Consider the following 24,473-nt stretch of genomic DNA (forward strand, 5'->3'; position numbering starts at 1 on the left):
GAAAGTAATTCCTTACTCTTTTGTGACAGGATCTTTTTGTCCTTCAGAAAGGCTTTCTTCGTTATCTGCAATAATTGATTCTGTTGGTTGCTCATGGTCCTCTTCTGAGTCCATGATATCAATTTCTTGCTCGTCAGCAGAAAGCATCTTCACATCCATACCTAAACTTTGTAGTTCTTTAATTAATACTTTGAACGATTCAGGTATGCCAGGTTCTGGAATGTTTTCACCTTTAACAATTGCTTCGTATGTTTTCACACGACCTACTACGTCGTCTGATTTCACTGTTAAGATCTCTTGTAATGTGTAAGCAGCACCGTATGCTTCAAGTGCCCATACCTCCATCTCACCAAAACGCTGTCCACCGAACTGCGCTTTACCACCAAGTGGTTGTTGTGTAACAAGTGAGTATGGTCCAGTAGAACGAGCGTGAAGTTTATCGTCTACCATGTGAGCAAGTTTGATCATGTACATGATTCCTACTGATACACGGTTATCGAATGGTTCACCTGTTCGACCATCATATAGAACTGTTTTAGCATCACGAGACATGCCAGCTTCTTCGATTGTTGCCCAAACATCTTCCTCACGCGCACCATCAAATACTGGAGACGCAACGTGAATGCCAAGCTTACGAGCAGCCATACCTAAATGAAGCTCTAGCACCTGACCGATGTTCATACGAGATGGTACCCCTAATGGGTTTAACATGATGTCAATTGGCGTACCGTCTGGTAGATAAGGCATATCTTCTTCCGGTAAAATACGTGAAATTACACCTTTGTTACCGTGACGACCGGCCATTTTGTCACCTTCAGAAATTTTACGCTTCTGAACAATGTATACACGGACTAATTGGTTTACACCTGGTGGTAATTCGTCGCCATCTTCACGATTGAAGACTTTAACATCAAGAATAATTCCACCGCCGCCGTGCGGTACACGAAGAGAAGTATCACGAACCTCACGCGCTTTTTCACCGAAAATAGCGTGTAGAAGACGTTCTTCAGCTGTTAGTTCTGTTACACCTTTTGGCGTTACTTTACCAACTAAAAGATCTCCATCTTTTACTTCTGCACCAATGCGGATGATTCCACGCTCATCTAAGTTGCGAAGCGCATCTTCACCTACGTTTGGAATGTCACGCGTAATTTCTTCAGGTCCAAGTTTCGTATCACGAGACTCAGATTCATATTCTTCAATATGAACAGACGTATATACATCGTCTTTCACAAGGCGTTCACTCATGATGATGGCATCCTCATAGTTGTAACCATCCCATGTCATGAAACCAACCATTACGTTTCGTCCTAAAGCAAGCTCACCTTTTTCCATTGAAGGACCATCGGCTAAGATCTCACCTTTTACTACTTCGTCACCAACTGAAACAATTGGACGCTGGTTGTAACAAGTACCTTGGTTAGAACGAACGAATTTTAATAATTTGTATTGATCTAAGTTACCTTTAACTTTTTGTCCGTCTACTTCTTCATAGCGGCGAACAAAAATTTGTTTTGCTTCTACGCGCTCTACAACGCCAGGGTATTTACAAATCACGGCTGCACCAGAGTCTTTACCAGATACATATTCCATACCTGTACCTACGATTGGTGCTTCAGGATTTAATAAAGGTACTGCTTGACGTTGCATGTTCGCACCCATTAATGCACGGTTAGAGTCATCGTTCTCTAAGAATGGGATACATGCTGTAGCGGCAGATACAACTTGTTTTGGTGATACATCCATATAGTCTAAACGATCGCGACGGATAACCGTGTTTTCTCCACGGAAACGTGCAACGACATTTTCATCTAAGAATGAACCATCATCACCTAGACGAGCGTTCGCTTGGGCTACAACATAGTTATCTTCTTCATCAGCTGTTAAGTAGTCAATTCGCTCTGTCACTTTACCTGTTTCAGGATCGATACGACGGTAAGGTGTTTCGATGAAACCGAATTTGTTTACTTTTGCATAAGAAGAAAGTGAGTTGATTAACCCGATATTCGGACCCTCTGGCGTTTCAATCGGACACATACGGCCATAGTGGGAGTAATGAACGTCACGCACTTCGAAACCAGCGCGCTCACGCGTTAAACCACCAGGTCCTAGAGCTGAAAGACGACGTTTGTGCGTCAATTCGCCTAATGGATTCGTTTGATCCATGAACTGTGATAATTGAGAACTTCCAAAGAACTCTTTAATCGCCGCAATAACTGGACGAATATTAATTAATTGTTGAGGTGTGATTGTATTCGTGTCTTGAATTGACATTCTTTCACGAACAACACGTTCCATACGAGATAAACCGATACGGAATTGGTTTTGTAACAATTCACCTACAGAACGCAGACGACGGTTACCTAAGTGGTCGATATCATCTGTGTCTCCTACTTGATGAAGCAAGTTAAAGAAGTAACTGATTGATGCTAAAATATCAGCAGGTGTGATATTTTTAACTTCTTCTGTTACATATGCGTTACCTGATACAGTGATGACTTTTTCACCTTCTGGATCATTTGGCGCATAAATCTTAATAGATTGTAATGTAACATCGTCTTCTACTACTCCACCAACCGGACTATAAGTTTTGAAGTTTACTCCACCTTCAAGCATCGGAATCAAGCGATCTAGCAGACGGCGATCAATCATTGCGCCTTTTTCTGCAATAATTTCACCTGTTTCAGGATCAACTAATGTTTCAGCTAGTTTTTGATTAAATAAGCGATGTTTGATATGAAGCTTTTTATTAATTTTATAGCGACCTACGTTCGCTAAGTCATATCGTTTTGGATCAAAGAAGCGAGATACTAATAGAGACTTCGCATTCTCAACTGTCGGTGGTTCACCCGGACGTAAACGCTCATAGATTTCTAATAGCGCTTTTTCCGTTGTTTCCGTGTTATCTTTTTCAAGCGTATTACGGATGTATTCATTATCACCGATTAAATCGATAATCTCTTGGTCAGAACCGAAACCTAGCGCGCGTAACAGCACTGTTACTGGCAGTTTACGAGTACGATCAATACGCACGTATACTACATCTTTTGCATCAGTTTCATATTCTAGCCATGCACCACGGTTAGGGATAACAGTTGCTGTATATCCTTTTTTACCGTTTTTATCAAGCTTTCCACTATAGTAAACACTTGGTGAACGAACCAACTGTGATACGATAACACGCTCAGCACCATTAATTACAAAGGTACCTGTTTCGGTCATCAATGGGAAATCTCCCATGAACACATCTTGGTCTTTTACTTCACCTGTTTCTTTATTAATTAACCGCACCTTAACACGAAGAGGTGCTGCATAAGTTACATCACGTTCTTTAGACTCTCCTACTGAATACTTTGGCTCACCTAAGCTGTAATCAATAAATTCTAGTGATAAGTTACCTGTAAAATCATCAATTGGAGAAATATCTTGGAACATTTCTCGTAAACCTTCATCTAAAAACCATTGGTATGAAGCCGTTTGAATCTCGATTAAGTTCGGTAACTCTAAAACTTCACTAATACGAGCATAACTTCTGCGTTGGCGGTGGCGTCCATACTGAACTAGTTGACCTGTCAACTGATTCACCCCTCAAATCAAGCGTTATTATTCAAAATATATAATAAACCATATGTTTATTATTGAACAAAAGAAAAATGGTCTCTTTAAATAGAAAACCACAATTTCATAAAAACGTACTATTGATTTTATTAGTTTTTCCCATATAATTCAAAATTATACCTTTTATTTTATGTATAACCCGAGCTTATATGGAATATTTATATATTGGCATTTTATAATGCTAACATACTAAAAAATATTAGTCAACATTTTTTAGCACATATGATATAATACCCTTTTTTCTTTTCTACTACTTCTACTTCATTAAATAGAGATTCTAATTTCGCAAGGGCAGATGGCGCTCCTTGCTTTTTCTGAATCACAATCCAAAGTTCTCCTTGGTCAGCAAGGTGATCTAATGAATTTTCTAGAATTTCATGAACAACTTTTTTACCCGCACGGATCGGCGGATTACTAAGAATAGCTGCAAAATTCGTTTCCTTCACATTTTCATAGCATGAGCTTTGATAGATTGAAACATTTGATACCGAATTAACTTCAGCATTTTTTTGAGCTAGTGCTAATGCACGTTCATTAACATCGACCATATGAACGTTTCTTTGGCTATCCTCTTTTGCAAGAGCCAACCCAATCGGGCCATATCCGCATCCAACATCCAGAAGCGGGCCGGGACTCTCAGGCATTTGAAACGTTTCAATTAACAGGCGCGATCCAAAATCGATCTCTTTTTTTGAAAAAACACCGCTGTCACTCGTAAATGAAAAAGAGGTTCCTCTCAATTCAAATGAAAAGCGCTCTTCATTACTTGCAGACGATGGTGTATTAGAAAAATAATGTTCTGTCAAAATAGAACCTCCTAATCAATATGTTCTTCTTTACTATAAATGAAAAGGATGACAGAAGCAAAAAAGCTCGCTTGTACAAGCGAGCTTTTTTATATCAGTTGTTAAGCAATAATTACTTAACTTCTACAGAAGCGCCAACTTCTTCAAGTTTAGCTTTTGCTTCTTCAGCTTCTTCTTTAGAAATACCTTCTTTAAGAGCTTTTGGAGCGTTATCAACGATTTCTTTAGCTTCTTTTAAGCCAAGACCAGTGATTTCACGTACTACTTTGATAACTTTGATTTTTTGTCCGCCAGCACTTTCAAGTACTAGGTCAAATTCAGTTTTCTCAGCAGCAGCTTCACCAGCAGCACCGCCAGCTACAGCTACAGGAGCAGCAGCAGTTACGCCAAATTCTTCTTCGATTGCTTTTACTAAATCGTTAAGTTCTAAAACAGTCATATTTTTAACTGCTTCAATGATTTGTTCTTGAGTCATTGTTAATTTCCTCCTTGTGATTGTGTTATATATAACAGACTAGATTATGCACCTTGTTCTTCTTTTTGATCTGCCACAGCTTTTGTAGCAAGAGCAAGGTTGCGAATTGGAGCTTGAAGCACGCTAAGCAACATAGAAAGTAAGCCTTCGCGAGATGGTAGTTCTGCAAGTGCTTTAATTTCTTCAACAGATGCAACATTACCTTCAATTACACCAGCTTTGATTTCTAACGCTTCGTGTTCTTTAGCGAAGTTGTTTAAAATTTTAGCTGGAGCAACAACATCTTCTCCACCAAATGCGATTGCATTTGGACCTACTAACGCATCATTAAGATCTGTTAGTTCAAGTTTTTCTACAGCACGGCGAGTTAAAGTGTTTTTGTAAACTTTGAACTCAATGCCTGCTTCACGTAATTGCTTACGAAGTTCAGTAACTTCAGCAACATTCAAACCACGGTAGTCAACGACAACTATTGAGTTACTCGCTTGAAGTTTTTCAGCAATTTCGTCTACGACTTGTTTCTTTTGTTCAATTACGTTGCTCATCTTTACACCTCCTGTAGATTTCCTTCCGTACACTCAGACAAGGTGCAATAAAAAACCTCCATGACAATAAAGACATGGAGGTGTAGTAAGCGAACCATAACGTTTCACTAATTTATCTCACACACCTCGGTAGGAAATTAAGCTTTGCAGCACCTACTGTCTACGGTACAAATGTTATTCTTTTTAACAACATTATCTATTATAATCAGGGACTTTCAAAAAGTCAACACCGATTTATTTCCAAATTTATTAAGCAGAGAATGAAGCAGTATCAACTTTGATACCAGGGCCCATTGTTGAAGTAACGGCTACGTTCTTCATGTATGTGCCTTTTGCTGCTGCCGGCTTAGCTTTTACCATAGTTTCGAAGATTGTAGTGAAGTTTTCAACTAACTTGCTCTCTTCGAAAGATACTTTACCGATTGGTACGTGGATGTTACCAGCTTTATCAACACGGTATTCTACTTTACCAGCTTTGATTTCGTTAACTGCTTTTTGAACGTCAAATGTTACTGTACCAGTTTTAGGGTTTGGCATTAAACCTTTAGGTCCTAATACACGACCAAGTTTACCAACTTCACCCATCATATCTGGAGTAGCTACGATTACATCGAACTCGAACCAACCTTGTTGGATTTTGTTGATGTAGTCAGCATCGCCAACGTAGTCAGCGCCTGCAGCTTCAGCTTCTTTAGCTTTTTCGCCTTTAGCGAATACTAATACACGTTGAGTTTTACCTGTACCGTTTGGTAGTACTACTGCACCACGAATTTGTTGGTCAGCTTTCTTAGGGTCAACTCCTAAACGGAATGCTACTTCTACAGTTGCATCAAATTTAGTTGTGTTTGTTTTCTTTACTAATTCAATCGCTTCTTGTACTGAATAAGTTTGTGTACGATCTACAAGCTTAGCAGCTTCAACGTACTTTTTACCTTTTTTAGCCATTTTTGTTTCCTCCTTATGTGGTTTTAACGGAATAACCTCCCACTAATAAAGGTTGCGAGCATAGGAAAACTTCCATTTCTCGCAACCTTCTAACACCCAATCAAATGGAATTAGTCTTCAACTACGATTCCCATACTGCGCGCTGTACCTTCTACCATGCGCATTGCAGATTCAACGCTAGCAGCGTTTAAGTCAGGCATTTTAGTTTCAGCAATCTCACGCACTTTGTCACGCTTGACTGTTGCAACTTTATTACGGTTTGGTTCACCAGAACCAGACTCAATACCAGCCGCTTTCTTAAGTAGTACAGCAGCAGGTGGAGTTTTCGTAATAAATGTAAATGAACGGTCTTCAAATACCGTGATTTCAACAGGAATGATAAGACCAGCTTGATCAGCTGTGCGAGCGTTAAACTCCTTACAGAAACCCATGATGTTAACACCGGCTTGACCTAATGCAGGACCAACTGGTGGCGCTGGATTTGCTTTACCTGCAGGAATTTGTAACTTAACAAGTTTAATTACTTTTTTAGCCACGAGACACACCTCCTTAAGTCCGTGATGTGGTAATAGGGCGATGCCCTCCCACTCAATGTTCTTTATATATAAAATAAAGAAATAGTTGTTTTAGTCTCTAGTTTTGAGACATACTGACTTATGAAATATTAACATTAAACTTCATGAATTGCAAGGTCTTACAGATTATATTTTTTCAATTTGTGTAAAGTCTAGCTCTACTGGCGTTTGTCTTCCGAACATATCGACATGAACCTTAACTTTACGTTTATCTGTATCGATTTCTTCAATGGTACCTTCGAAGTTTGCAAACGGACCTTCTTGAACCAATACTGTTTCTTTTAGTTCAAAGTCAAAGTCAGCATGCTGCTCGTCCATGCCCATTTGTTTTAAGATCATTTCTACTTCTTCTGGTAGAAGAGCAGTTGGTTTTGATCCAGAACCTGCTGAACCTACAAAGCCCGTAACGCCAGGTGTATTACGAACTACATACCATGAATCATCCGTCATGATGATTTCAACTAACACGTACCCTGGAAATACTTTTTTCTTTGTAATCTTTTCTTTGTTGTTCTTAATTTCTCTTTCTTCTTCTTCAGGAACAACAACGCGGAAAATTTTATCTTGCATACCCATTGTTTCTACGCGCTTTTCTAAATTTGTTTTTACTTTATTTTCATATCCAGAATAAGTATGGACTACATACCAATTTTTCTCCATTTCTGAGGACTATACGTCCTTCCCTCCCAGCTCACTATAAAATAAGATGTCCTAATCTATTGCACAGACAACGCACTAGGAAAATAGTTGACTCCTAGCACAATCATTCTTAAAGCAAATTAAAAAACCCGTCTCCGGGCTTTTCTGAAAAAAACATAATTTAGCTTTATTATACCATGATTTAAGTCAATTTATTCAAGGGATTAAACGAATAAGTGACGAAATTCCGTAATCAACTACTACAAAAAAGAGTGTCATAAATACAACTGTAGAAATAACAGTAATTGTATAACGAGTTAGCTCATTTTTTTTAGGCCAACTTACCTTCTTCATCTCACGCCCAACATCACGCAAGAAATTTCCTACACGGTTCATGTTTGTAACCTCCAATAAATTAAAAGGGGTATTAGTCTGTGCAGATTATTGATCTACTTTGTTTCACGATGAATCGTATGTGCGTTACACGTTTTGCAAAACTTCTTCATTTCTAAACGCTCTTCGTTTTGCTGTGTGTTTTTCATAGTCGTATAGTTACGACTAGCGCATTGCACACACGCAAGTACAACTTTTTTACGCATAATGTCAACCACCTATAGAGTGATAATGTCTATAAAAAAGTATCACAGACTTTCTTAGCATGTCAATATGAGGATAGGAGGCTACATTGTGATTTCACGAATCTCGAGGTAGCGCTCTAATTTCCTCTTCACACGCTGAAGTGCATTATCGATGGATTTGACGTGGCGGTTTAACTCTTCTGAAATCTCTTGATAAGATTGACCATCTAAATAAAGAACGAGAACTTTTCGCTCAAGATCACTTAACAGTTCAGCCATCTTTAATTCAATATCATCAAACTTCTCTCGATTAATGAGCAACTCTTCTGGATTTGCTACTTTTGTCCCCGAAATAACATCCATTAAGGTTCGGTCGGACTCTTCATCATATATTGGCTTGTCCAATGATACATAAGAGTTTAATGGAATATGTTTTTGCCTTGTTGCGGTTTTAATAGCGGTAATAATTTGCCTGGTAATGCAAAGTTCAGCAAAAGCTTTAAACGAAGTTAGCTTATCTTCTCTAAAATCTCTAATTGCCTTGTATAACCCTATCATACCTTCTTGTACAATATCTTCACGGTCTGCCCCAATTAAAAAATACGACCGCGCCTTTGCTCGCACAAAGTTTTTGTATTTATGAATCAAATACTCTAATGCGTCAATATCGCCTTTATGCACAAGATCGACAACTGTTTCATCCTCTTGTTGTTCGAAATGAGCATGCAGTTTTCTCCCATAATTATCGCCCATATCGATCCCCCCGACCGCACAGTAGATAGAAATATTATACAGTAGCTAATTCCGTACCGTCAATAACCTCACCGCTGTCCCCGGCGCCATTTTTCGAAAATTTCGGCTACTTGATTGGAAAGTTGAATGCGTGCCGCTGGCTTTTGATTTTGAATAGACTTTACATCAAGATTAATATGTTTCTCAATTTGCTCAATTTCGTTGTACAATTCTCGAGCAGAAATTCTAAGCGCACCTTGTCCAAAGATTGCCCACTGCTCCGTAAAATCAGATGTAGCAACATGAATCTGTGTCTTTACATTGTTTAGCTCTTGAGCCAACTTTTCAATGTACTCATCCGCTGTTTCATTTTCTCTTGTAAATACAACGTCAACCTTATGATTTTTTGCCTTTTTTTCAATTCCTTCGACCATATGAGCATCGAAGACAATAATGACACGATACCCCATATATGCTTGATACTCTGCCATCTTTTCAATTAACAGGTCTCGAGCACCCGCTAAATCATTATCTCTAAGCTTTCTTAGGTCGGGCCACGCACCTATCATGTTATAACCATCCACCAGTAGAATATCCATTCTTATTCACCTAGAGGATGGCGTTTTCGGTAAACCTCATACATGAGAAGACTAGCTGCTACAGATGCATTTAACGATGTAACATGCCCAACCATTGGAAGCTGTACAAGAAAATCGCATTTTTCACGAATCAAACGACTCATGCCTTTTCCTTCGCTTCCAATCACTAACGTAAGCGGCATACCTCCATCTAAGTTGCGGTAATCGTCACTTTCTTTCGCATCCGTTCCAACAATCCATACGCCTCGATCTTTTAATTCATCAATCGTCCTTGATAGGTTTGTTACCCTTGCTACAGGAATATGTTCAATCGCTCCTGTAGACGCCTTTGCTACAGTGGCCGTTAATCCAACTGAACGGCGCTTTGGAATAATGATACCGTGTGCGCCAACGGCATCGGCTGTTCTCATAATAGAACCTAAATTATGGGGATCTTCAAGCTCATCTAACAGAAGAAAAAACGGACTTTCATTACGTTTTTCCGCTAAGTTAAATAAATCATCTAACTCTGCATACTGATAAGCAGCAACTTGTGCAGCTACTCCTTGATGAATACCGTCTACCATTTGCTCAATTTTCTTTTTCGGTACAAACTGCACCAATACACCATTACGTTTTGCTAACTGCGTGATTTGTCCCATAGAACCGCCTTGCGATCCTTCGGCAATCCATAGTTTGTTAATGTCGCGCCCAGACTTTAGGGCTTCTAGGACCGGATTACGTCCAATGATAAATTCATGTTCCATGATTCATTCCTCCCTCTCCTTCATCGACGAAAGAGATAGCTTTAGTAATAAGTTCCATCATTCTTTCTTCTTCACCTAAAAGATACAAATAGCCTACGACCGCTTCAAATGCCGTACTGTAGCGATACGTTTGCACATCTGTGTTTTTAGGGACTGTACCGGACTTTGCATTGCGTCCTCGTCGCAGTACACCTTCTTCTTCTTCAGTAAAAAAGTTTTCATTTTTAAAATAATATACGATTTGCGCTTGTGCTTTTGCTGATACGTATTTTTTAGCTTTATTATGAAGCTGGTTAGGGCGCACTGTCCCTAACACCAGCAGGTGGCGGCGAACATGTAAATCAAACACCGCATCACCCATATAAGCAAGAGCTAAGCTATTTAGCTGTTTTACATCTAATTTACTGCTGCTCATAACACTATTATCCTCTTTTCCATCTTGTTCCTTGCGCCGTATCTTCTAAAATAATATTTTTAGCCTTCAATTCATCTCGAATTTGATCTGCTAATTGGAAATTACGATCTTTACGAGCTTGAATACGATCTTGGATCAATTGATCAATTTCTTCGTCTAGAAGTTCAGCTTCTCCAAATGCAATGCCTATTGCAGCACCTAATTCTTTAAACTCTTTAATAAAGGCTTCAATTACATCTGTAGACGTTGTTTGTTCTAATAAATACAAGTTAGCTTGCTTTGCTAGCTCGAACAGAACAGAAATGGCATTTGCCGTATTAAAATCATCATCCATCTCTTCAACAAATGTTTCGCGAAGCTCTTTTAGCTTTTCAAACCATTCTGAAGCATCTTCTTGAAGATTTGTTGCTGCCTCTAGACGGTGAGTTAAGTTGCCATAAGCTGTTTGCAGACGCTCAAACCCTTTGCGCGTATTCTCTAAAATTTCTTCGTTATAGTTAATTGGGTGACGATAGTGAACAGATAAAATAAAGAATCGAAGTAGGGAAGGATCATGCTTTTTAATAATGTCATGAACTAACACGAAGTTCCCTAGTGATTTAGACATCTTTTCATTATCAATATTGATATATCCGTTATGAAGCCAGTATTTCGCAAACGATTTCCCAGTGAGCGCTTCTGATTGAGCAATTTCATTTTCGTGATGAGGGAAAGCTAAATCCTGACCGCCTGCGTGGATATCAATTGTATCACCTAAATACTTGCGTGCCATCGCCGAGCATTCAATATGCCAGCCTGGTCTTCCTTGACCCCAAGGGCTATTCCATGCAATCTCTCCATCTTTGGTTGCTTTCCAAAGAGTAAAGTCTAATGGATCTTCTTTCTTTTCTCCAACTTCGATACGAGCACCGGATTGCAATTCATCAATAGACTGATGTGATAATTTTCCGTATCCTTCAAACTTACGTGTACGATAGTATACATCACCCTCTGACTCATATGCATAACCTTTTTTTACTAGTTCGTCAATGAACTCAATAATGATATCCATATTTTCAGTTACGCGTGGATGCACATCGGCATGCTTGCATCCAAGCGCTGACGTATCTTCAAAGTAGGCATCGATAAAGCGGTTTGCGATCGTTGGAACATCTTCTCCTAACTCTTTTGCTGCCTTAATTAATTTATCATCCACATCTGTGAAGTTTGAGACGTACTCTACATCGTAGCCTCTAAATTCTAAATAGCGGCGCACCGTATCAAATACGATCGCAGGACGCGCATTTCCAATATGAATATAGTTATACACCGTCGGTCCGCACACGTACATTTTGACTTTGTTTTCTTCCAGCGGTACAAACGTCTCTTTTTGACGTGTTAACGTATTATATAGCTTAATTGCCATGGTGAATCTTCCCTTCTTTTAATTCCTTTAATTGATTTTGCAGGTGTAAAATTTCTTTCTCTAGCTGTTTGAAACGCTCTGCATCTGGATCTGGCAAATCTTGATGATTCAAATCTTTTGGAATCCGGACGCCATTTTGAATGACGACTCGGCCAGGGATACCGACAACCGTTGAGTTTTCTGGGACGTCATTTAACACAACTGAGCCTGCTCCAATCTTGGAGTGCGCATGAATCGTAATCGACCCTAGCACTTTAGCACCTGTTGCAATTAAGACATTGTCTTCAATCGTCGGGTGACGCTTTCCTTTTTCTTTCCCTGTTCCTCCGAGTGTTACTCCTTGATATACTGTTACATTATCTCCAATTTCGCACGTTTCCCCAATAACAATTCCCATTCCGTGGTCAATAAAAAAGCGGCGGCCAATTTTCGCACCCGGATGGATTTCAATCCCTGTGAAGAATCGGCTAATTTGTGAGATTACACGCGCCAGAAAAAACCACTTTCTTTTAAAAAGCCCGTGAGCTAATCTATGTGCCCAAATAGCATGCAACCCCGAATAGGTTAATATCACTTCAATATAACTTCTTGCTGCAGGATCTTGTTCAAATATGGCCTCAATGTCTTCCTTTAACAACTTTAGCATCATCTCACCCCAATTCCGCTATTCCTCTATCTACTCATTGATTGTATAAAAAAACGCCCCTATGTCAAATGACACAGAGACGTATATACGCGGTTCCACTCTGTTTGGATCAATAAACAATCCCAACTCTTCTCTCATAACGTGAAAGTACCCGCTTTTGCCTACTTACTTAGTAGCATTCAACAAAAGACTCAAAGGCGCACTTCAACAAGTTTTGTCATAGGTTACTTTCAGCCGGTGATAACCCTCTCTGATATGCAATGAACTTGCCTACTCTTCCTTCTCAACGATATCCATATTTGATTATTTTATCATATGGGCAAACTAGAAATTTGTTAACTATAAATGCTTTCTAGACGAGCTAAAACTGTTTCTTTCCCTAAAAGAGAAATAGCTTTTGGAAGCTCAGGGCCGTGTATTTCGCCTGTTGTTGCTACACGAATTGGCATAAATAGTTTTTTACCTTTTTGACCTGTTGCTTTTTGTACAGCCTTTGTTGCTGCCTTAATTTCATCAGCGCTGAATTCTTCTAAGGAAGAAATCTCTTCAGCAAATGCTTTTAACACTTCCGGTACTTGCTCTTCAGCAAGTACTGCTTTTGCTTCTTCACTGTAATCAATTTCTTTCTTAAAGAACATTTCAGTAAGTTCAACAATCTCAGCGCCAAAGCTCATTTGTTCTTGGTATAGAGCAACTAAGTCACGTACCCATTGTTCTGTTTCTGCATCGCGCGTTTCTTCAACTTTTCCAGCTTTCACTAAGTGAGGAACTGATAAAGCTACTACCTCGTCTAAATCCAATTGTTTCATGTATTGGTTGTTCATCCAACGTAATTTGCTTGTATCAAATAGTGCTGGAGATTTTGATAAACGAGCTGGGTCAAAAATTTCAATAAACTGTTCTTTAGAGAAGATTTCTTCTTCTCCCACAGGTGACCAGCCAAGCATTGTAATAAAATTAAACAGTGCTTCTGGCAAGTAGCCTAATTCTTTATATTGTTCAATAAACTGAATGATTGACTCATCACGTTTACTTAGCTTGCGACGATTTTCATTTACGATTAACGTCATATGACCAAATACAGGAGGCGTCCAGCCTAAAGCTTCATACACAAGAATTTGCTTCGGTGTATTGGAAATATGATCATCTCCGCGTAGAACATGTGTCATCTTCATTAGATAATCATCAATGGCTACAGCGTAGTTATATGTTGGTGTACCGTCTTTTTTCACAATAACGAAATCACCAATGCCTTCAGACTCAAATGATACTTCATCTTTGACAATATCATTCCACTTAATTTCTGTGTTACTAGGAACACGAAAGCGAATGCTTGGCTCACGGCCTTCTGCTTCTAGTTCAGCACGCTGTTCAGCTGTTAAGTTACGGCACTTACCTGAATAGCGCGGCATTTGACTGTTCGCCTGCTGTTCTTCACGCTCTTTTTCAAGCTCTTCTGACGTACAATAACAGTGATAAGCTAATCCTTTTTCAAGAAGTTCTTCCGTATACTCTTGATAGATTTCCGTACGTTCAGACTGGCGATAAGGACCGTACTCGCCGCCTACATCGATACTCTCATCCCATTCAATACCTAACCATTTTAAATAGCGCAGCTGACTTTCTTCTCCGCCTTCGATATTACGCTTTTGATCTGTATCTTCAATACGGATAATAAATTTACCGTTTTGATTTCGTGCAAATAAATAATTAAATAGTGCTGTTCTTGCATTCCCTATATGAAGATGTCCAGTTGGACTCGGGGCATAACGAACTCTTACTTCGCTTGACATAACTAAGATGACCTCCAATTTAATATTACTTATAGTATGTATTTATATGTTTTAGACATGTTCTAATTTTATCACCAAATAGGTATCTGTCAAAGTCAACTGTTTTTATTTTTGATAAACTAAAACGGCTGCTTGGGCGGCAATTCCTTCTTCACGTCCCGTAAAACCTAACTTTTCTGTTGTTGTTGCCTTGACGTTAATTTGAGAAATGCTTACTTCTAACAGCTGCGCAATGCGCTCTCTCATTGGTTCAATGTAAGGAGCCATTTTAGGTTTTTGCGCGATAATCGTGCAATCTACATTGCTTAATTCATAGCCTTCATCTTTTAGTAGTTTCCATACATGTTGAAGAAGCTTTGCTGAATCAGCATCTTTAAATTCAGGGTCTGTATCTGGAAAATGCTTTCCGATATCTCCTTTAGCCGCCGCTCCTAATAAGGCATCTGCGATTGTATGTAACAGCACATCTGCATCTGAATGGCCTAATAATCCTTTTTCATACGGAATTTCTAAACCACCGATGATTAAAGGTCTTCCTTCTGCAAATTCATGTACGTCGAAACCTTGTCCTACTCGTATGTTCATTTTTCCACTCCTTTAGCTGTGTTTAGCTTTGTTAATATAGCTTCTGCATATAACAAATCTTCTGGTGTTGTTAGTTTTATATTATCGTAATTTCCCTCTACAATCGATACTTTTTGCCCCGCTTTTTCTACTAAGCTTGCATCATCGGTGCCTAAGTATTCATTTGTTTTTGCTTTTTTATGTGCATCCATTACTACATCAAAAAGAAAAGCCTGCGGCGTTTGAATAGCCCACAAGCTAGAGCGCTCAACTGTTTCAATGACAGTACCCTGTTCCACACGCTTAATTGTGTCTTTTACTGGAACAGCCAGCACAGCAGCCTTATCACTAGCAGCTTTTTCTACTAACTCATGGATTGTGTTTTGTTGAACAAATGGACGAGCGCCATCATGAATTAATACCATCTGAGCCTGCTTTAAACTTTTAAGGCCGTTATAAACGCTATGTTGACGTTCATCGCCTCCAACTGTCAATGATTGAACCTTTTGAATTGGATATTCGGTTAATAACTCTTCAAAAATCGCCACTTCTTTTTCGTTTACGACTAGTACAATTCCACTGCACCAAGGATCTTGTTCGAATTTTTGCAGCGTATGAATGATAAGCGGAACGTTTTGAATAGTTAAAAATTGTTTGTTCCGCCCCGCTTTCATTCGCTTCCCCTGCCCTGCAGCTAAAACGATAATTTCATACTTCATAGGTATACTCCCTTTACCTGTTACATCACAGTGCTTTTTCTAATAGCTTGGGTTTCGCAAAAATCATACGGCCTGCTGAGGTTTGGAGTACGCTCGTCACCAGTACATCAATTTGCTTTCCAATGTAATTTCTTCCTTCTTCTACCACGATCATTGTACCGTCATCAAGATAGGCAATACCTTGATTATGCTCTTTACCGTCTTTTATAACCAGCACGTTCATTTCTTCTCCCGGAAGCACAATTGGCTTGACCGCATTTGCTAAGTCATTAATATTTAAGACGCCGACATTTTGAAGTTCACATACTTTATTTAAATTAAAATCGTTTGTAACGACCAACCCGGAAGTCAGCTTTGCCAATTTGACGAGCTTACTGTCCACTTCTTGAATGTCTTCGAAATCGCCTTCATAAATTTCTACCTTCATTGCCAGTTCCTTTTGAATACGGTTTAGAATATCTAGACCTCGTCTACCTCTGTTTCGTTTTAAAACATCCGACGAATCAGCAATATGCTGAAGTTCCTCAAGCACAAAGCGCGGAATAACAATCGTTCCGTCTAAAAATCCTGTTTGACAAATATCTGCGATACGGCCGTCAATAATAACGCTCGTATCTAAAATTTTAAGAGATTTTAGTGATTCTTCATTATCTGCTTCTTCTTCTTGCCCTTTTTTCTTCCCAATTCGAGATGGCATCGAAAACACGTTCACAAGCTCATCACGTTTTTTAAAGCCGACTTGAAACCCTAAGTAACCTAAAAGAATACTTAGAAAGATTGGTAAAATGGTACTTACTACTTGAAGTTGAATTCTTCCTAAAAAAGCTCCGACCAAGTAGGCTACAATAAGCCCTAAAATCAATCCTAAGCTACCAAAAAGTACATCCGTTACAGGCGCCTTCAGTAACGCCTCTTCCACTCGGCGAATTAATTCAACTATATAATCAACAATCCAAAACGTGACAAGGAAAAACAAAATAGCTCCCAGTATTGCATCGACGTAAGGTTTTTCTAGAAATGCTACATCTTGCAGATTTAATAATTGAATAAGTTCAGGTATAAAAAAGACGCCCAATGTACCACCTGTAATAATAAAAAATAACTGTACAAAACGTTTTAACACGCCTTCACCTCCCTTTATCATTATAAACAGTTTACAATGATTGAAACCTGTTATTTAACCAAAAAACAGAATTTGTAAACAAACTGTCACTTTTTTTGTATTTTCACAATATCTTAATGAATCAAACATTTAATGTCAATTAATATCCTATAGCTGACGGTTTGTAAGATGCTGCTCTTTTAGTCTTTTTAGGCCTTCTCTAATTTTCCGTGCTCGAATTTCACCGATGCCTTCTACCTCATCTAATTCTTCTACCGACGCATCTGCTATCGTTTTTAAATCCCCTAATTCATCAATGAGATTTTCAATAATAATTGATGGAAGTCTTGGAATTTTATGAAGCATTCGATAACCTCTAGGAATAACGCTGTCTTCAAAGCTTGTATACATAGGATACCCCATTAAGCGAAGGAGCGTTTGGTCATCGAGAAGAACATTATTTGACGGCTGCTGCATGCGTTCAATTACTCGGTAAGGGTCAAAGCTGAGGTCATACATATAATCTTTGATTAATAAAGTTGCTTCTTCCTCTAAGTGAGAAAGCAGTTCATTCATTTGGAGACGGATTAGTCTTCCTTCTGTTCCTAACTCGCTAATATAGCTCAAAATTTCATTTTTAATACGCAGAACCATTTCTGTACGATGAAGCGACTGCAGCACATCTGTATGAGTTACTTGCTCTTCAAACTCTAATGCACTGAGACTTGTAATCGATTCGTCTAATACCGCCTTGTACTTTTCAAGGGTTCCAAGCGCTTGATTGGCTTTTGCTAAAATAACGCTAATGTCTTTCAATACATACTGCAGAGACCCTTTGTAAAGCGTAATCACATTTCGTCTTTGCGAAATGGCTATCACCAATACACCTGACTGCTTAGCTACACGCTCGGCTGTACGGTGACGCATTCCCGTCTGTGAAGAAGGAGTAGAAGGATCTGGCATGAGCTGAGCATTAGCAAATAATATCTTGCTTCCGCTGTCGTTTAAAATAAGCGCTCCATCCATTTTGGCTAACTCGTATAGATGCGCAGGTGTAAATGCACAATTAATCGAAAATCCTCCATCTACCATCTTTTTGACTTGTTCATTGTAGCCCATAACAATTAAGCCGCCCGTCTTTGCCCGCAAGACGTTATCGATACCGTCACGAATAGGGGTTCCTGGTGCTACAAACTGCAGAATTTCTGATATTTGTTTTTGACTAACTGTTGTTTTTTCTCCTTCCACTGCTTATCCTCCTAATGTATATTGCAGAGCCTCCGCTACTGTTGATACCCCAATCACATCAATACCATCTGGGACTTTCCATCCTCCTAAATTTTTCTCCGGGATAATAATTCGTTGGAACCCTAATTTTACCGCTTCTTGAACTCGCTGTTCAATTCTAGACACTCGGCGTACTTCACCTGTTAATCCTACCTCTCCTACAATAACATCTGTAGCGCTAGAAGCAGCATCTCTGAAGCTTGAAGCAATGCTAACGGCTACAGCTAAATCGATTGCTGGTTCATCTAATTTCACTCCACCTGCTACTTTTAAATAGGCATCTTGATTCTGCAGCAGCATTCCTACACGCTTTTCTAAGACAGCCATGATAAGCGAAACGCGATTATGATCTACTCCTGTCGCCATTCTTCTAGGGTTTCCAAAGCTCGTTGGACTGATTAGCGCCTGCAGCTCTACTAATACGGGTCTTGTCCCCTCCATTGAAGCGACAACAACCGACCCTGCTGCTCCCTGAGACCGTTCTTCTAGAAAGATTTCAGATGGATTCAATACTTCTTCTAGCCCGCTTTCTTTCATTTCAAAAATGCCCATTTCATTTGTAGATCCAAATCGGTTCTTAACCGCTCTTAATATACGATAAGTATGATGACGCTCTCCTTCAAAATAAAGAACCGTATCCACCATATGTTCAAGAAGTCTTGGACCTGCAATGGCCCCTTCTTTCGTTACATGACCCACAATAAAGATGGCAATTCCATTCGTTTTAGCAACACGCATTAGTTCAGCCGTACACTCTCGCACCTGTGAGACGCTTCCTGGCGCTGATGTCACATCAGCATGGTAAATGGTTTGAATTGAATCAATCACCACAAAATCAGGCTGCATGCTTGAGATGGCCTCTAGTATTAATTCTAAATTTGTTTCTGCGTGAACATAAAGTTCTTCAGCTTTTACACCTAGCCTGTCCGCTCTTAACTTCGTTTGTTTCGTTGATTCCTCTCCCGAAATATATAGTACTTTATTTTGTTTCATTGCTAACTGCGCGGAGGTTTGCAAAAGTAAAGTAGACTTTCCGATACCCGGATCTCCCCCTATTAAAACGAGTGACCCTCTGACAATACCTCCTCCTAATACACGATTTAACTCTGCAGAAGGTGTAAAAATTCGTGGTTCTGTTGTAGATTCAATCGCTGTAATTGACTGAGGTTTTTGAACTTTAGAAGCAGTAGCTCCGGAAAAAGCTCCTCGGCGTGATGATTTCGTTTCTTCCATTTCTTCTACCATCGAATTCCAGCTTCCGCATCCGGGACATTTCCCCATCCATTTTGCTGATTCATATCCGCAATGCTGACATGCAAATTTTGTTTTTCGTTTCGCCATTATGTTATCAATCTCTCCGTTCATTCAATCAATTTCTATCTCTATTGTACACTATTTCCTAAGCTAAAATAAAAAGGGAGGCATACGTGTTTTTTCGTATGCCTCGTCTTGGTTTGAGTAAATTTAGCTGATGCTGCTTGGAGCGGAGGATTTAACAACAAATTCTCCTTTGTCTACATCTAGCGTCACTTTCTGACCTTTTTGAACAACCCCTTTTAGCAGCTCTTCAGATAAACGGTCTTCAATATGTTTTTGAATTGCTCTACGAAGTGGACGAGCACCGTATTCTGGGTCAAAACCTTCCTCTGCAATCTTATCAATTGCTTCTTTTGTTAATTCAAGATCAATTTCTTGCTCTTTTAAGCGTTTTGTTAACTGATCCGCCATTAATTTAACGATTTCAGCTAAGTGAGGTTTCTCTAGTGAATGGAAGACGATAATTTCATCGATACGGTTTAGGAACTCCGGACGGAATGCGCGCTTCATTTCCGCCATTACTTTTCCTTTCATATCTTTGTAGTCTTGCCCTTCTGCTTCTACTGTGAACCCTAAGTGCTTGCTTCGTTTTAATGTATCCGCACCTACGTTTGATGTCATAATTAAAATCGTATTACGGAAATCAACTGTACGGCCTTTTGAATCTGTTAAGCGTCCATCTTCTAACACTTGTAATAAAATGTTAAATACATCCGGATGTGCTTTTTCAATTTCGTCTAAAAGAACAACTGAGTAAGGTTTTCTTCTTACTTTTTCCGTTAACTGGCCGCCTTCTTCGTATCCAACATATCCTGGAGGTGAACCTACTAAGCGGGAAGTAGAATGTTTCTCCATGTACTCAGACATATCGATACGAATCATTGCGTCTTCATCGCCGAAGATTGACTCCGCTAATGCGCGTGCAAGCTCTGTTTTACCAACCCCTGTTGGTCCTAAGAAAATGAATGAACCAATTGGACGTTTTGGATCTTTCAAGCCTGCTCTAGCACGGCGCACAGCTTTTGCAACTGCTTTTACCGCTTCTTCTTGGCCGATTACACGAGAGTGAAGAATCTCTTCCATGTTCAGCAGTCTTTCTGTCTCTTCCTGTGCCAGTTTAGAGACCGGTACACCCGTCCAGCTAGATACCACCATCGCGATATCTTCTACGGTTACAGCTGAGTTTTCTTTACCTTGCTGCTCTTTCCAAATTTTCTTTGTGTCTTCTAATTCTTCGCGTAGGCGTTGTTCTGTATCGCGTAAAGATGCTGCTTTTTCAAATTCTTGACTTTGAACAGACGCATCTTTTTCATTGCGTACTGATTCTAATTTTTGCTCTAATTCCTTTAAATTTGGCGGCGTTGTAAATGAACGTAAACGCACTTTTGAACCAGCTTCATCAATTAAATCGATTGCTTTATCCGGTAAGAAACGATCTGAAATGTAGCGATCTGATAGTTTCACCGCTTGCTCGATTGCCTCATCAGAAATAGATACTCGGTGATGCGCTTCATAACGGTCACGAAGCCCTTTTAAGATTTGAATAGACTCTTCCAACGTTGGTTCATCCACTTGAATCGGCTGGAAGCGACGCTCTAACGCTGCATCTTTTTCAATGTATTTTCTGTATTCATCTAAAGTCGTAGCACCGATACACTGAAGTTCTCCACGAGCAAGAGACGGTTTTAAAATATTAGAAGCATCGATCGCACCTTCTGCGCCACCTGCGCCAATTAATGTGTGCAACTCATCGATAAAGAGAATGATATTACCTGCTTGACGAATTTCATCCATTACTTTCTTCAGGCGATCTTCAAATTCTCCGCGGTATTTTGTACCAGCTACGACCGTTCCCATATCCAAAGTCATAACGCGTTTGTCACGCAAAATTTCTGGAACTTCATTATTGACGATTTGCTGAGCCAAACCTTCAGCGATTGCCGTTTTACCGACACCCGGCTCCCCAATTAATACAGGATTGTTTTTTGTACGTCGGCTTAACACTTCAATAACACGCTGAATTTCTTTCCCACGTCCGATAACAGGATCTAGGCTTCCTTCGCGCGCTACCACTGTTAAATCGCGTGCTAAGCTGTCTAGGGTAGGTGTATTGGCATTTGAAGAGCCTCCGCCTTGATGGCTTGAAGCAGCTTCATTGCTACCTAATAAATGAAGTACTTGCTGACGAGCTTTATTTAGGCTGACACCCAGATTATTTAAAACGCGTGCTGCAACGCCTTCACCTTCACGAATTAAGCCTAGCAAGATATGTTCTGTTCCTACATAAGAATGACCAAGCTTTCGGGCTTCATCCATTGAAAGTTCAATTACTTTTTTCGCTCGAGGTGTATAATGAATGGTCTGCGTTAATTCTTGGCCTCTGCCAATTAATGCTTCCACTTCTTTTTGAATTTTTTCAGTGCTTAGGCCTAGAGCAGAAAGAGCTTTTGCTGCAATTCCTTCACCTTCACGAACGATACCTAATAAAATGTGCTCCGTTCCAATGTTGTTGTGACCTAGGCGTAGTGCTTCTTCCTGTGCTAAAGCTAATACTTTTTGTGCGCGCTCTGTAAATCTACCAAACATCATATAATCGTCACCCTCCACGTTTAATTTGTGTTTTTATTTATAGTGAGACGTTCTCGAATTAAGGTGGCTCTTTTAATGTCACGTTCTTGAGGCTTTAGGGGCCCTCCCGAATACTTTTGTAAAAAGCCTGGCTGCGTCATAATGATAAGTTCATTCAATATATTTTGACTCAGTCCTTTTATATACCCTAAATCGATTCCTAATCGAACATCTGATAAACATTGTGAAGCTTCTTTTGACTCAATAATACGGCTATTGGCCAATACTCCATATGAACGATACACTCGATCTTCTAACTCTACATGAGATGTTTTAAACAGCGCGTCTCTTGCAGAGTGCTCTTGTGTAATTAACTGCTGTACGACACTATTTAAATCTGCCACAATATCTTCTTCAGATTTCCCTAAGGTTATCTGATTAGAAATTTGAAAGATATTCCCTAAAGCTTCGCTACCTTCTCCATAAATTCCTCTCACCACTAAGCCGAGCTGGTTAATAGCGGGAATAATACGATGAATTTGACGGGTCATCACTAAAGCCGGCAGATGCATCATCACAGATGCACGTAGCCCAGTACCCACATTTGTGGGGCAGCTGGTTAAATACCCTCTATTTTCATCAAACGCATAATCTACGTATTTCTCAATCCAATTATCTACTTTATTCGCTGTGCTTAAAGCTTCAGATAATTGAAGGCCTGGAAATAAACATTGTATGCGTAAATGATCTTCTTCATTAACCATAATACTCAAATCTTCTTTTTCTGATAAAAAACAAGCTCCGTTGTTATCTCCTTCAGCCAAGTTAGGACTGATAAGGTGCTTTTCAACCAACACTTGCTTTTGAAGAGGCTGTAATTCGTTCATCTTTAGTAAATGCAAATTCCACTGATTGGTGTTTTCGCTTTTTTGAAAAACTTGCTCGAATACTCGAACCACTTCAACTGCTTGTTCTTTAGAAAAGAGAGTTGGAAAAAGATAATGAGTTAAATTTCGAGCCAGCCTGATTCGACTGCTTAGAACAATATCTGAATTCGAAGCTTCTTGACGCATCCAAGAGCTAACAGGCTGGGAAAAGAACAAATCCTGGGACATGAATTACGCTTCCTCCTCTCTCGATTCGTTCATCTTCTTTTCTAGTAATCGAATGTGATCTCGGAGTTCGGCTGCTTTCTCAAACTCCTCTTTTTCGATATACTCTTTTAAGTTCAATCTTAATGCCTGTAATTCCTTTTTTAAATGAAGATTACTTGCAATTCTTGCTGGTATTTTTCCATGATGTAGATAATTACCTCCATGTAGCCTCTTCAAGAAAGGAATAAGAGGTCGCTCAAATGTTTTGTAGCAATCTGCACATCCAAACCTGCCGATTTTAGCAAATCTTTGATATGTCATGCCACAAGTAGGACAAGAAAGAACCTCCTGGCTTTGTTGCTTATAATTTTCAGTTACTGCTGGGTCTAGGTTAAGTAGGCCAGCTAGTAAGTTATTGATTGAAAAACCTTGCTGATTTGAAAAAGAAAATGCATCTCCATTTTCTGAAGCGCATTGTTCACATACATGCATCTCCGTCTTTTCACCATTAATAATTTTTGTGAAGTGAAGAGTTGCAGGTCTCGTTTCACATTGCTGACAAATCATCCTGTCATCACTCCCTGTTCTAAATAAAATAGATCATGAGCTTATCGGTAGCGTAATGAATTAAGCATTGCTTTTAAAAGATTAGCTCTTAGCTCATCACGATAAGGAAGTTCAATATTAATAACTGAACGATTGATAACGCTCAACATGATTTTTGCTTCTCGTTCTGTGATGACTTTTTCTTCAACTAACCTAATAATGACATTTTCAGCACTTACTTGTGAAATTTCATTTTGAATCATCTCAATTACTTGCTGAAACAAATCCGCTGCATCATGCATTTTTACTTTTGCAATACGAATAAAGCCGCCGCCGCCTCGCTTACTTTCTACAAGATAACCTCTCTCAACTGTAAAACGGGTATTGATAACGTAATTAATTTGCGACGGAACGCATTGAAATTTATCAGCAATCTCACTGCGCCTTATTTCAACAATTTCTCTTTCACTTAATTCAAGTACTTGTTTTAAATACTGTTCGATAATGTCAGAGATATTTGGCACGCTGCCCCCTCCTTCTGACTTTGACTATATTTGACCTTAATTTAAATATAAAAGGAAATGAAAAAATTTTCAACTATGTACTATTAAAGTTTATTCTTTACTTTTATCGTTGCCACTAAAATTTATTTCAAAACCTGCAAATTGTGAATTTTATTGTTCTTACTATACTTTTTCATAAAATAAATAAATTGTAAACAAAAAAGGACTAGCTAAAATAGCTAGTCCTTTTTCAGGT

General features: G+C 39.2%; 25 protein-coding genes and 2 other annotated features. All 25 genes read right to left on the reverse strand.

From position 1 onward, the window contains the following. Nucleotides 1-12 precede the first annotated feature (12 nt). The 25 genes from rpoB to N178_RS20330 all read right to left on the reverse strand — a co-directional run bounded on the left by rpoB (nt 13) and on the right by N178_RS20330 (nt 24,238). Complete coding sequence (rpoB, locus tag N178_RS20210) at nt 13-3,576, reverse strand: DNA-directed RNA polymerase subunit beta (protein ID WP_028412662.1); 3,564 nt, start codon at nt 3,574-3,576, stop codon at nt 13-15. Between the two features lie 245 nt (nt 3,577-3,821). Continuing rightward, complete coding sequence (locus N178_RS20215) at nt 3,822-4,424, reverse strand: class I SAM-dependent methyltransferase (protein ID WP_045294413.1); 603 nt, start codon at nt 4,422-4,424, stop codon at nt 3,822-3,824. Between the two features lie 112 nt (nt 4,425-4,536). Beyond that, nucleotides 4,537-4,899 carry a 50S ribosomal protein L7/L12 gene (gene rplL / locus N178_RS20220; protein ID WP_013054917.1) on the reverse strand — a complete coding sequence of 121 codons (363 nt, stop codon included), beginning with the start codon at nt 4,897-4,899 and terminating at the stop codon, nt 4,537-4,539. Nucleotides 4,900-4,943: 44 nt separating this feature from the next. Continuing rightward, nucleotides 4,944-5,444: a 50S ribosomal protein L10 gene (rplJ, locus tag N178_RS20225; RefSeq protein WP_013054916.1), complete on the reverse strand. Its 501-nt coding sequence runs from the start codon at nt 5,442-5,444 to the stop codon at nt 4,944-4,946. 40 nt (nt 5,445-5,484) lie between these two features. Then, nucleotides 5,485-5,628: a sequence feature (ribosomal protein L10 leader region), on the reverse strand. 65 nt (nt 5,629-5,693) lie between these two features. Next, nucleotides 5,694-6,389 carry a 50S ribosomal protein L1 gene (gene rplA, locus N178_RS20230; RefSeq protein ID WP_013054915.1) on the reverse strand — a complete coding sequence of 232 codons (696 nt, stop codon included), beginning with the start codon at nt 6,387-6,389 and terminating at the stop codon, nt 5,694-5,696. Nucleotides 6,390-6,499: 110 nt separating this feature from the next. Continuing rightward, the gene (gene rplK / locus N178_RS20235; protein ID WP_013054914.1) at nt 6,500-6,925 is read right to left on the reverse strand and encodes a 50S ribosomal protein L11; all 426 of its coding nucleotides are present in this window, start codon (nt 6,923-6,925) and stop codon (nt 6,500-6,502) included. Between the two features lie 165 nt (nt 6,926-7,090). Then, nucleotides 7,091-7,624 carry a transcription termination/antitermination protein NusG gene (gene nusG, locus N178_RS20240; protein WP_014462032.1) on the reverse strand — a complete coding sequence of 178 codons (534 nt, stop codon included), beginning with the start codon at nt 7,622-7,624 and terminating at the stop codon, nt 7,091-7,093. A gap of 195 nt (nt 7,625-7,819) precedes the next feature. Continuing rightward, nucleotides 7,820-7,999 (reverse strand): preprotein translocase subunit SecE, encoded by a 180-nt coding sequence (gene secE / locus N178_RS20245; protein ID WP_013054912.1) that lies wholly within the window; start codon nt 7,997-7,999, stop codon nt 7,820-7,822. Between the two features lie 53 nt (nt 8,000-8,052). After that, nucleotides 8,053-8,202: a 50S ribosomal protein L33 gene (gene rpmG, locus N178_RS20250; RefSeq protein WP_013081365.1), complete on the reverse strand. Its 150-nt coding sequence runs from the start codon at nt 8,200-8,202 to the stop codon at nt 8,053-8,055. 81 nt (nt 8,203-8,283) lie between these two features. Continuing rightward, entirely contained in the window at nt 8,284-8,934 is a 651-nt protein-coding gene (gene sigH, locus N178_RS20255; RefSeq protein ID WP_013054910.1) for an RNA polymerase sporulation sigma factor SigH, read from the reverse strand. A gap of 68 nt (nt 8,935-9,002) precedes the next feature. After that, a complete protein-coding gene (locus N178_RS20260) occupies nt 9,003-9,512 on the reverse strand; it encodes an NYN domain-containing protein (RefSeq protein WP_013081364.1) in 510 nt (169 codons plus the stop codon). Between the two features lie 2 nt (nt 9,513-9,514). Then, a complete protein-coding gene (gene rlmB, locus N178_RS20265) occupies nt 9,515-10,258 on the reverse strand; it encodes a 23S rRNA (guanosine(2251)-2'-O)-methyltransferase RlmB (protein WP_014462034.1) in 744 nt (247 codons plus the stop codon). After that, nucleotides 10,248-10,673: a Mini-ribonuclease 3 gene (locus tag N178_RS20270; protein WP_013054907.1), complete on the reverse strand. Its 426-nt coding sequence runs from the start codon at nt 10,671-10,673 to the stop codon at nt 10,248-10,250. The genes rlmB and N178_RS20270 overlap by 11 nt, the downstream gene beginning before the upstream one ends. Before the next feature lie 7 nt (nt 10,674-10,680). Continuing rightward, entirely contained in the window at nt 10,681-12,078 is a 1,398-nt protein-coding gene (gene cysS, locus N178_RS20275; RefSeq protein ID WP_045294420.1) for a cysteine--tRNA ligase, read from the reverse strand. After that, the gene (gene cysE / locus N178_RS20280; protein WP_013054905.1) at nt 12,068-12,724 is read right to left on the reverse strand and encodes a serine O-acetyltransferase; all 657 of its coding nucleotides are present in this window, start codon (nt 12,722-12,724) and stop codon (nt 12,068-12,070) included. The genes cysS and cysE overlap by 11 nt, the downstream gene beginning before the upstream one ends. A 72-nt stretch (nt 12,725-12,796) precedes the next feature. Then, nucleotides 12,797-13,020, reverse strand: a binding site (T-box leader). 39 nt (nt 13,021-13,059) lie between these two features. Then, nucleotides 13,060-14,517, reverse strand: coding sequence for a glutamate--tRNA ligase (gene gltX, locus N178_RS20285; protein ID WP_045294422.1), 1,458 nt, complete (start codon nt 14,515-14,517; stop codon nt 13,060-13,062). 105 nt (nt 14,518-14,622) lie between these two features. After that, on the reverse strand, nt 14,623-15,102 hold the full coding sequence (ispF, locus tag N178_RS20290) for a 2-C-methyl-D-erythritol 2,4-cyclodiphosphate synthase (RefSeq protein WP_045294424.1): 480 nt from the start codon (nt 15,100-15,102) through the stop codon (nt 14,623-14,625). Continuing rightward, on the reverse strand, nt 15,099-15,800 hold the full coding sequence (gene ispD / locus N178_RS20295; RefSeq protein ID WP_045294426.1) for a 2-C-methyl-D-erythritol 4-phosphate cytidylyltransferase: 702 nt from the start codon (nt 15,798-15,800) through the stop codon (nt 15,099-15,101). Before ispD ends, ispF begins: the two co-directional genes overlap by 4 nt. Before the next feature lie 25 nt (nt 15,801-15,825). Then, entirely contained in the window at nt 15,826-16,923 is a 1,098-nt protein-coding gene (locus tag N178_RS20300) for a PIN/TRAM domain-containing protein (protein WP_014462040.1), read from the reverse strand. A 147-nt stretch (nt 16,924-17,070) separates the two neighbouring features. Continuing rightward, the gene (gene disA / locus N178_RS20305; protein ID WP_013054900.1) at nt 17,071-18,150 is read right to left on the reverse strand and encodes a DNA integrity scanning diadenylate cyclase DisA; all 1,080 of its coding nucleotides are present in this window, start codon (nt 18,148-18,150) and stop codon (nt 17,071-17,073) included. Between the two features lie 3 nt (nt 18,151-18,153). After that, nucleotides 18,154-19,530 carry a DNA repair protein RadA gene (radA, locus tag N178_RS20310; RefSeq protein WP_013054899.1) on the reverse strand — a complete coding sequence of 459 codons (1,377 nt, stop codon included), beginning with the start codon at nt 19,528-19,530 and terminating at the stop codon, nt 18,154-18,156. A 123-nt stretch (nt 19,531-19,653) separates the two neighbouring features. After that, entirely contained in the window at nt 19,654-22,095 is a 2,442-nt protein-coding gene (gene clpC / locus N178_RS20315; RefSeq protein ID WP_014462041.1) for an ATP-dependent protease ATP-binding subunit ClpC, read from the reverse strand. A gap of 20 nt (nt 22,096-22,115) precedes the next feature. Further along, nucleotides 22,116-23,189, reverse strand: coding sequence for a protein-arginine kinase McsB (locus tag N178_RS20320; protein WP_013054897.1), 1,074 nt, complete (start codon nt 23,187-23,189; stop codon nt 22,116-22,118). Nucleotides 23,190-23,192: 3 nt separating this feature from the next. Then, complete coding sequence (locus tag N178_RS20325) at nt 23,193-23,735, reverse strand: protein-arginine kinase activator protein McsA (protein ID WP_045294428.1); 543 nt, start codon at nt 23,733-23,735, stop codon at nt 23,193-23,195. 41 nt (nt 23,736-23,776) lie between these two features. Continuing rightward, on the reverse strand, nt 23,777-24,238 hold the full coding sequence (locus N178_RS20330; protein ID WP_013054895.1) for a CtsR family transcriptional regulator: 462 nt from the start codon (nt 24,236-24,238) through the stop codon (nt 23,777-23,779). Nucleotides 24,239-24,473 lie beyond the last annotated feature (235 nt).

The organism is Priestia aryabhattai B8W22 (assembly GCF_000956595.1).
Taxonomy (GTDB): domain Bacteria; phylum Bacillota; class Bacilli; order Bacillales; family Bacillaceae_H; genus Priestia; species Priestia aryabhattai.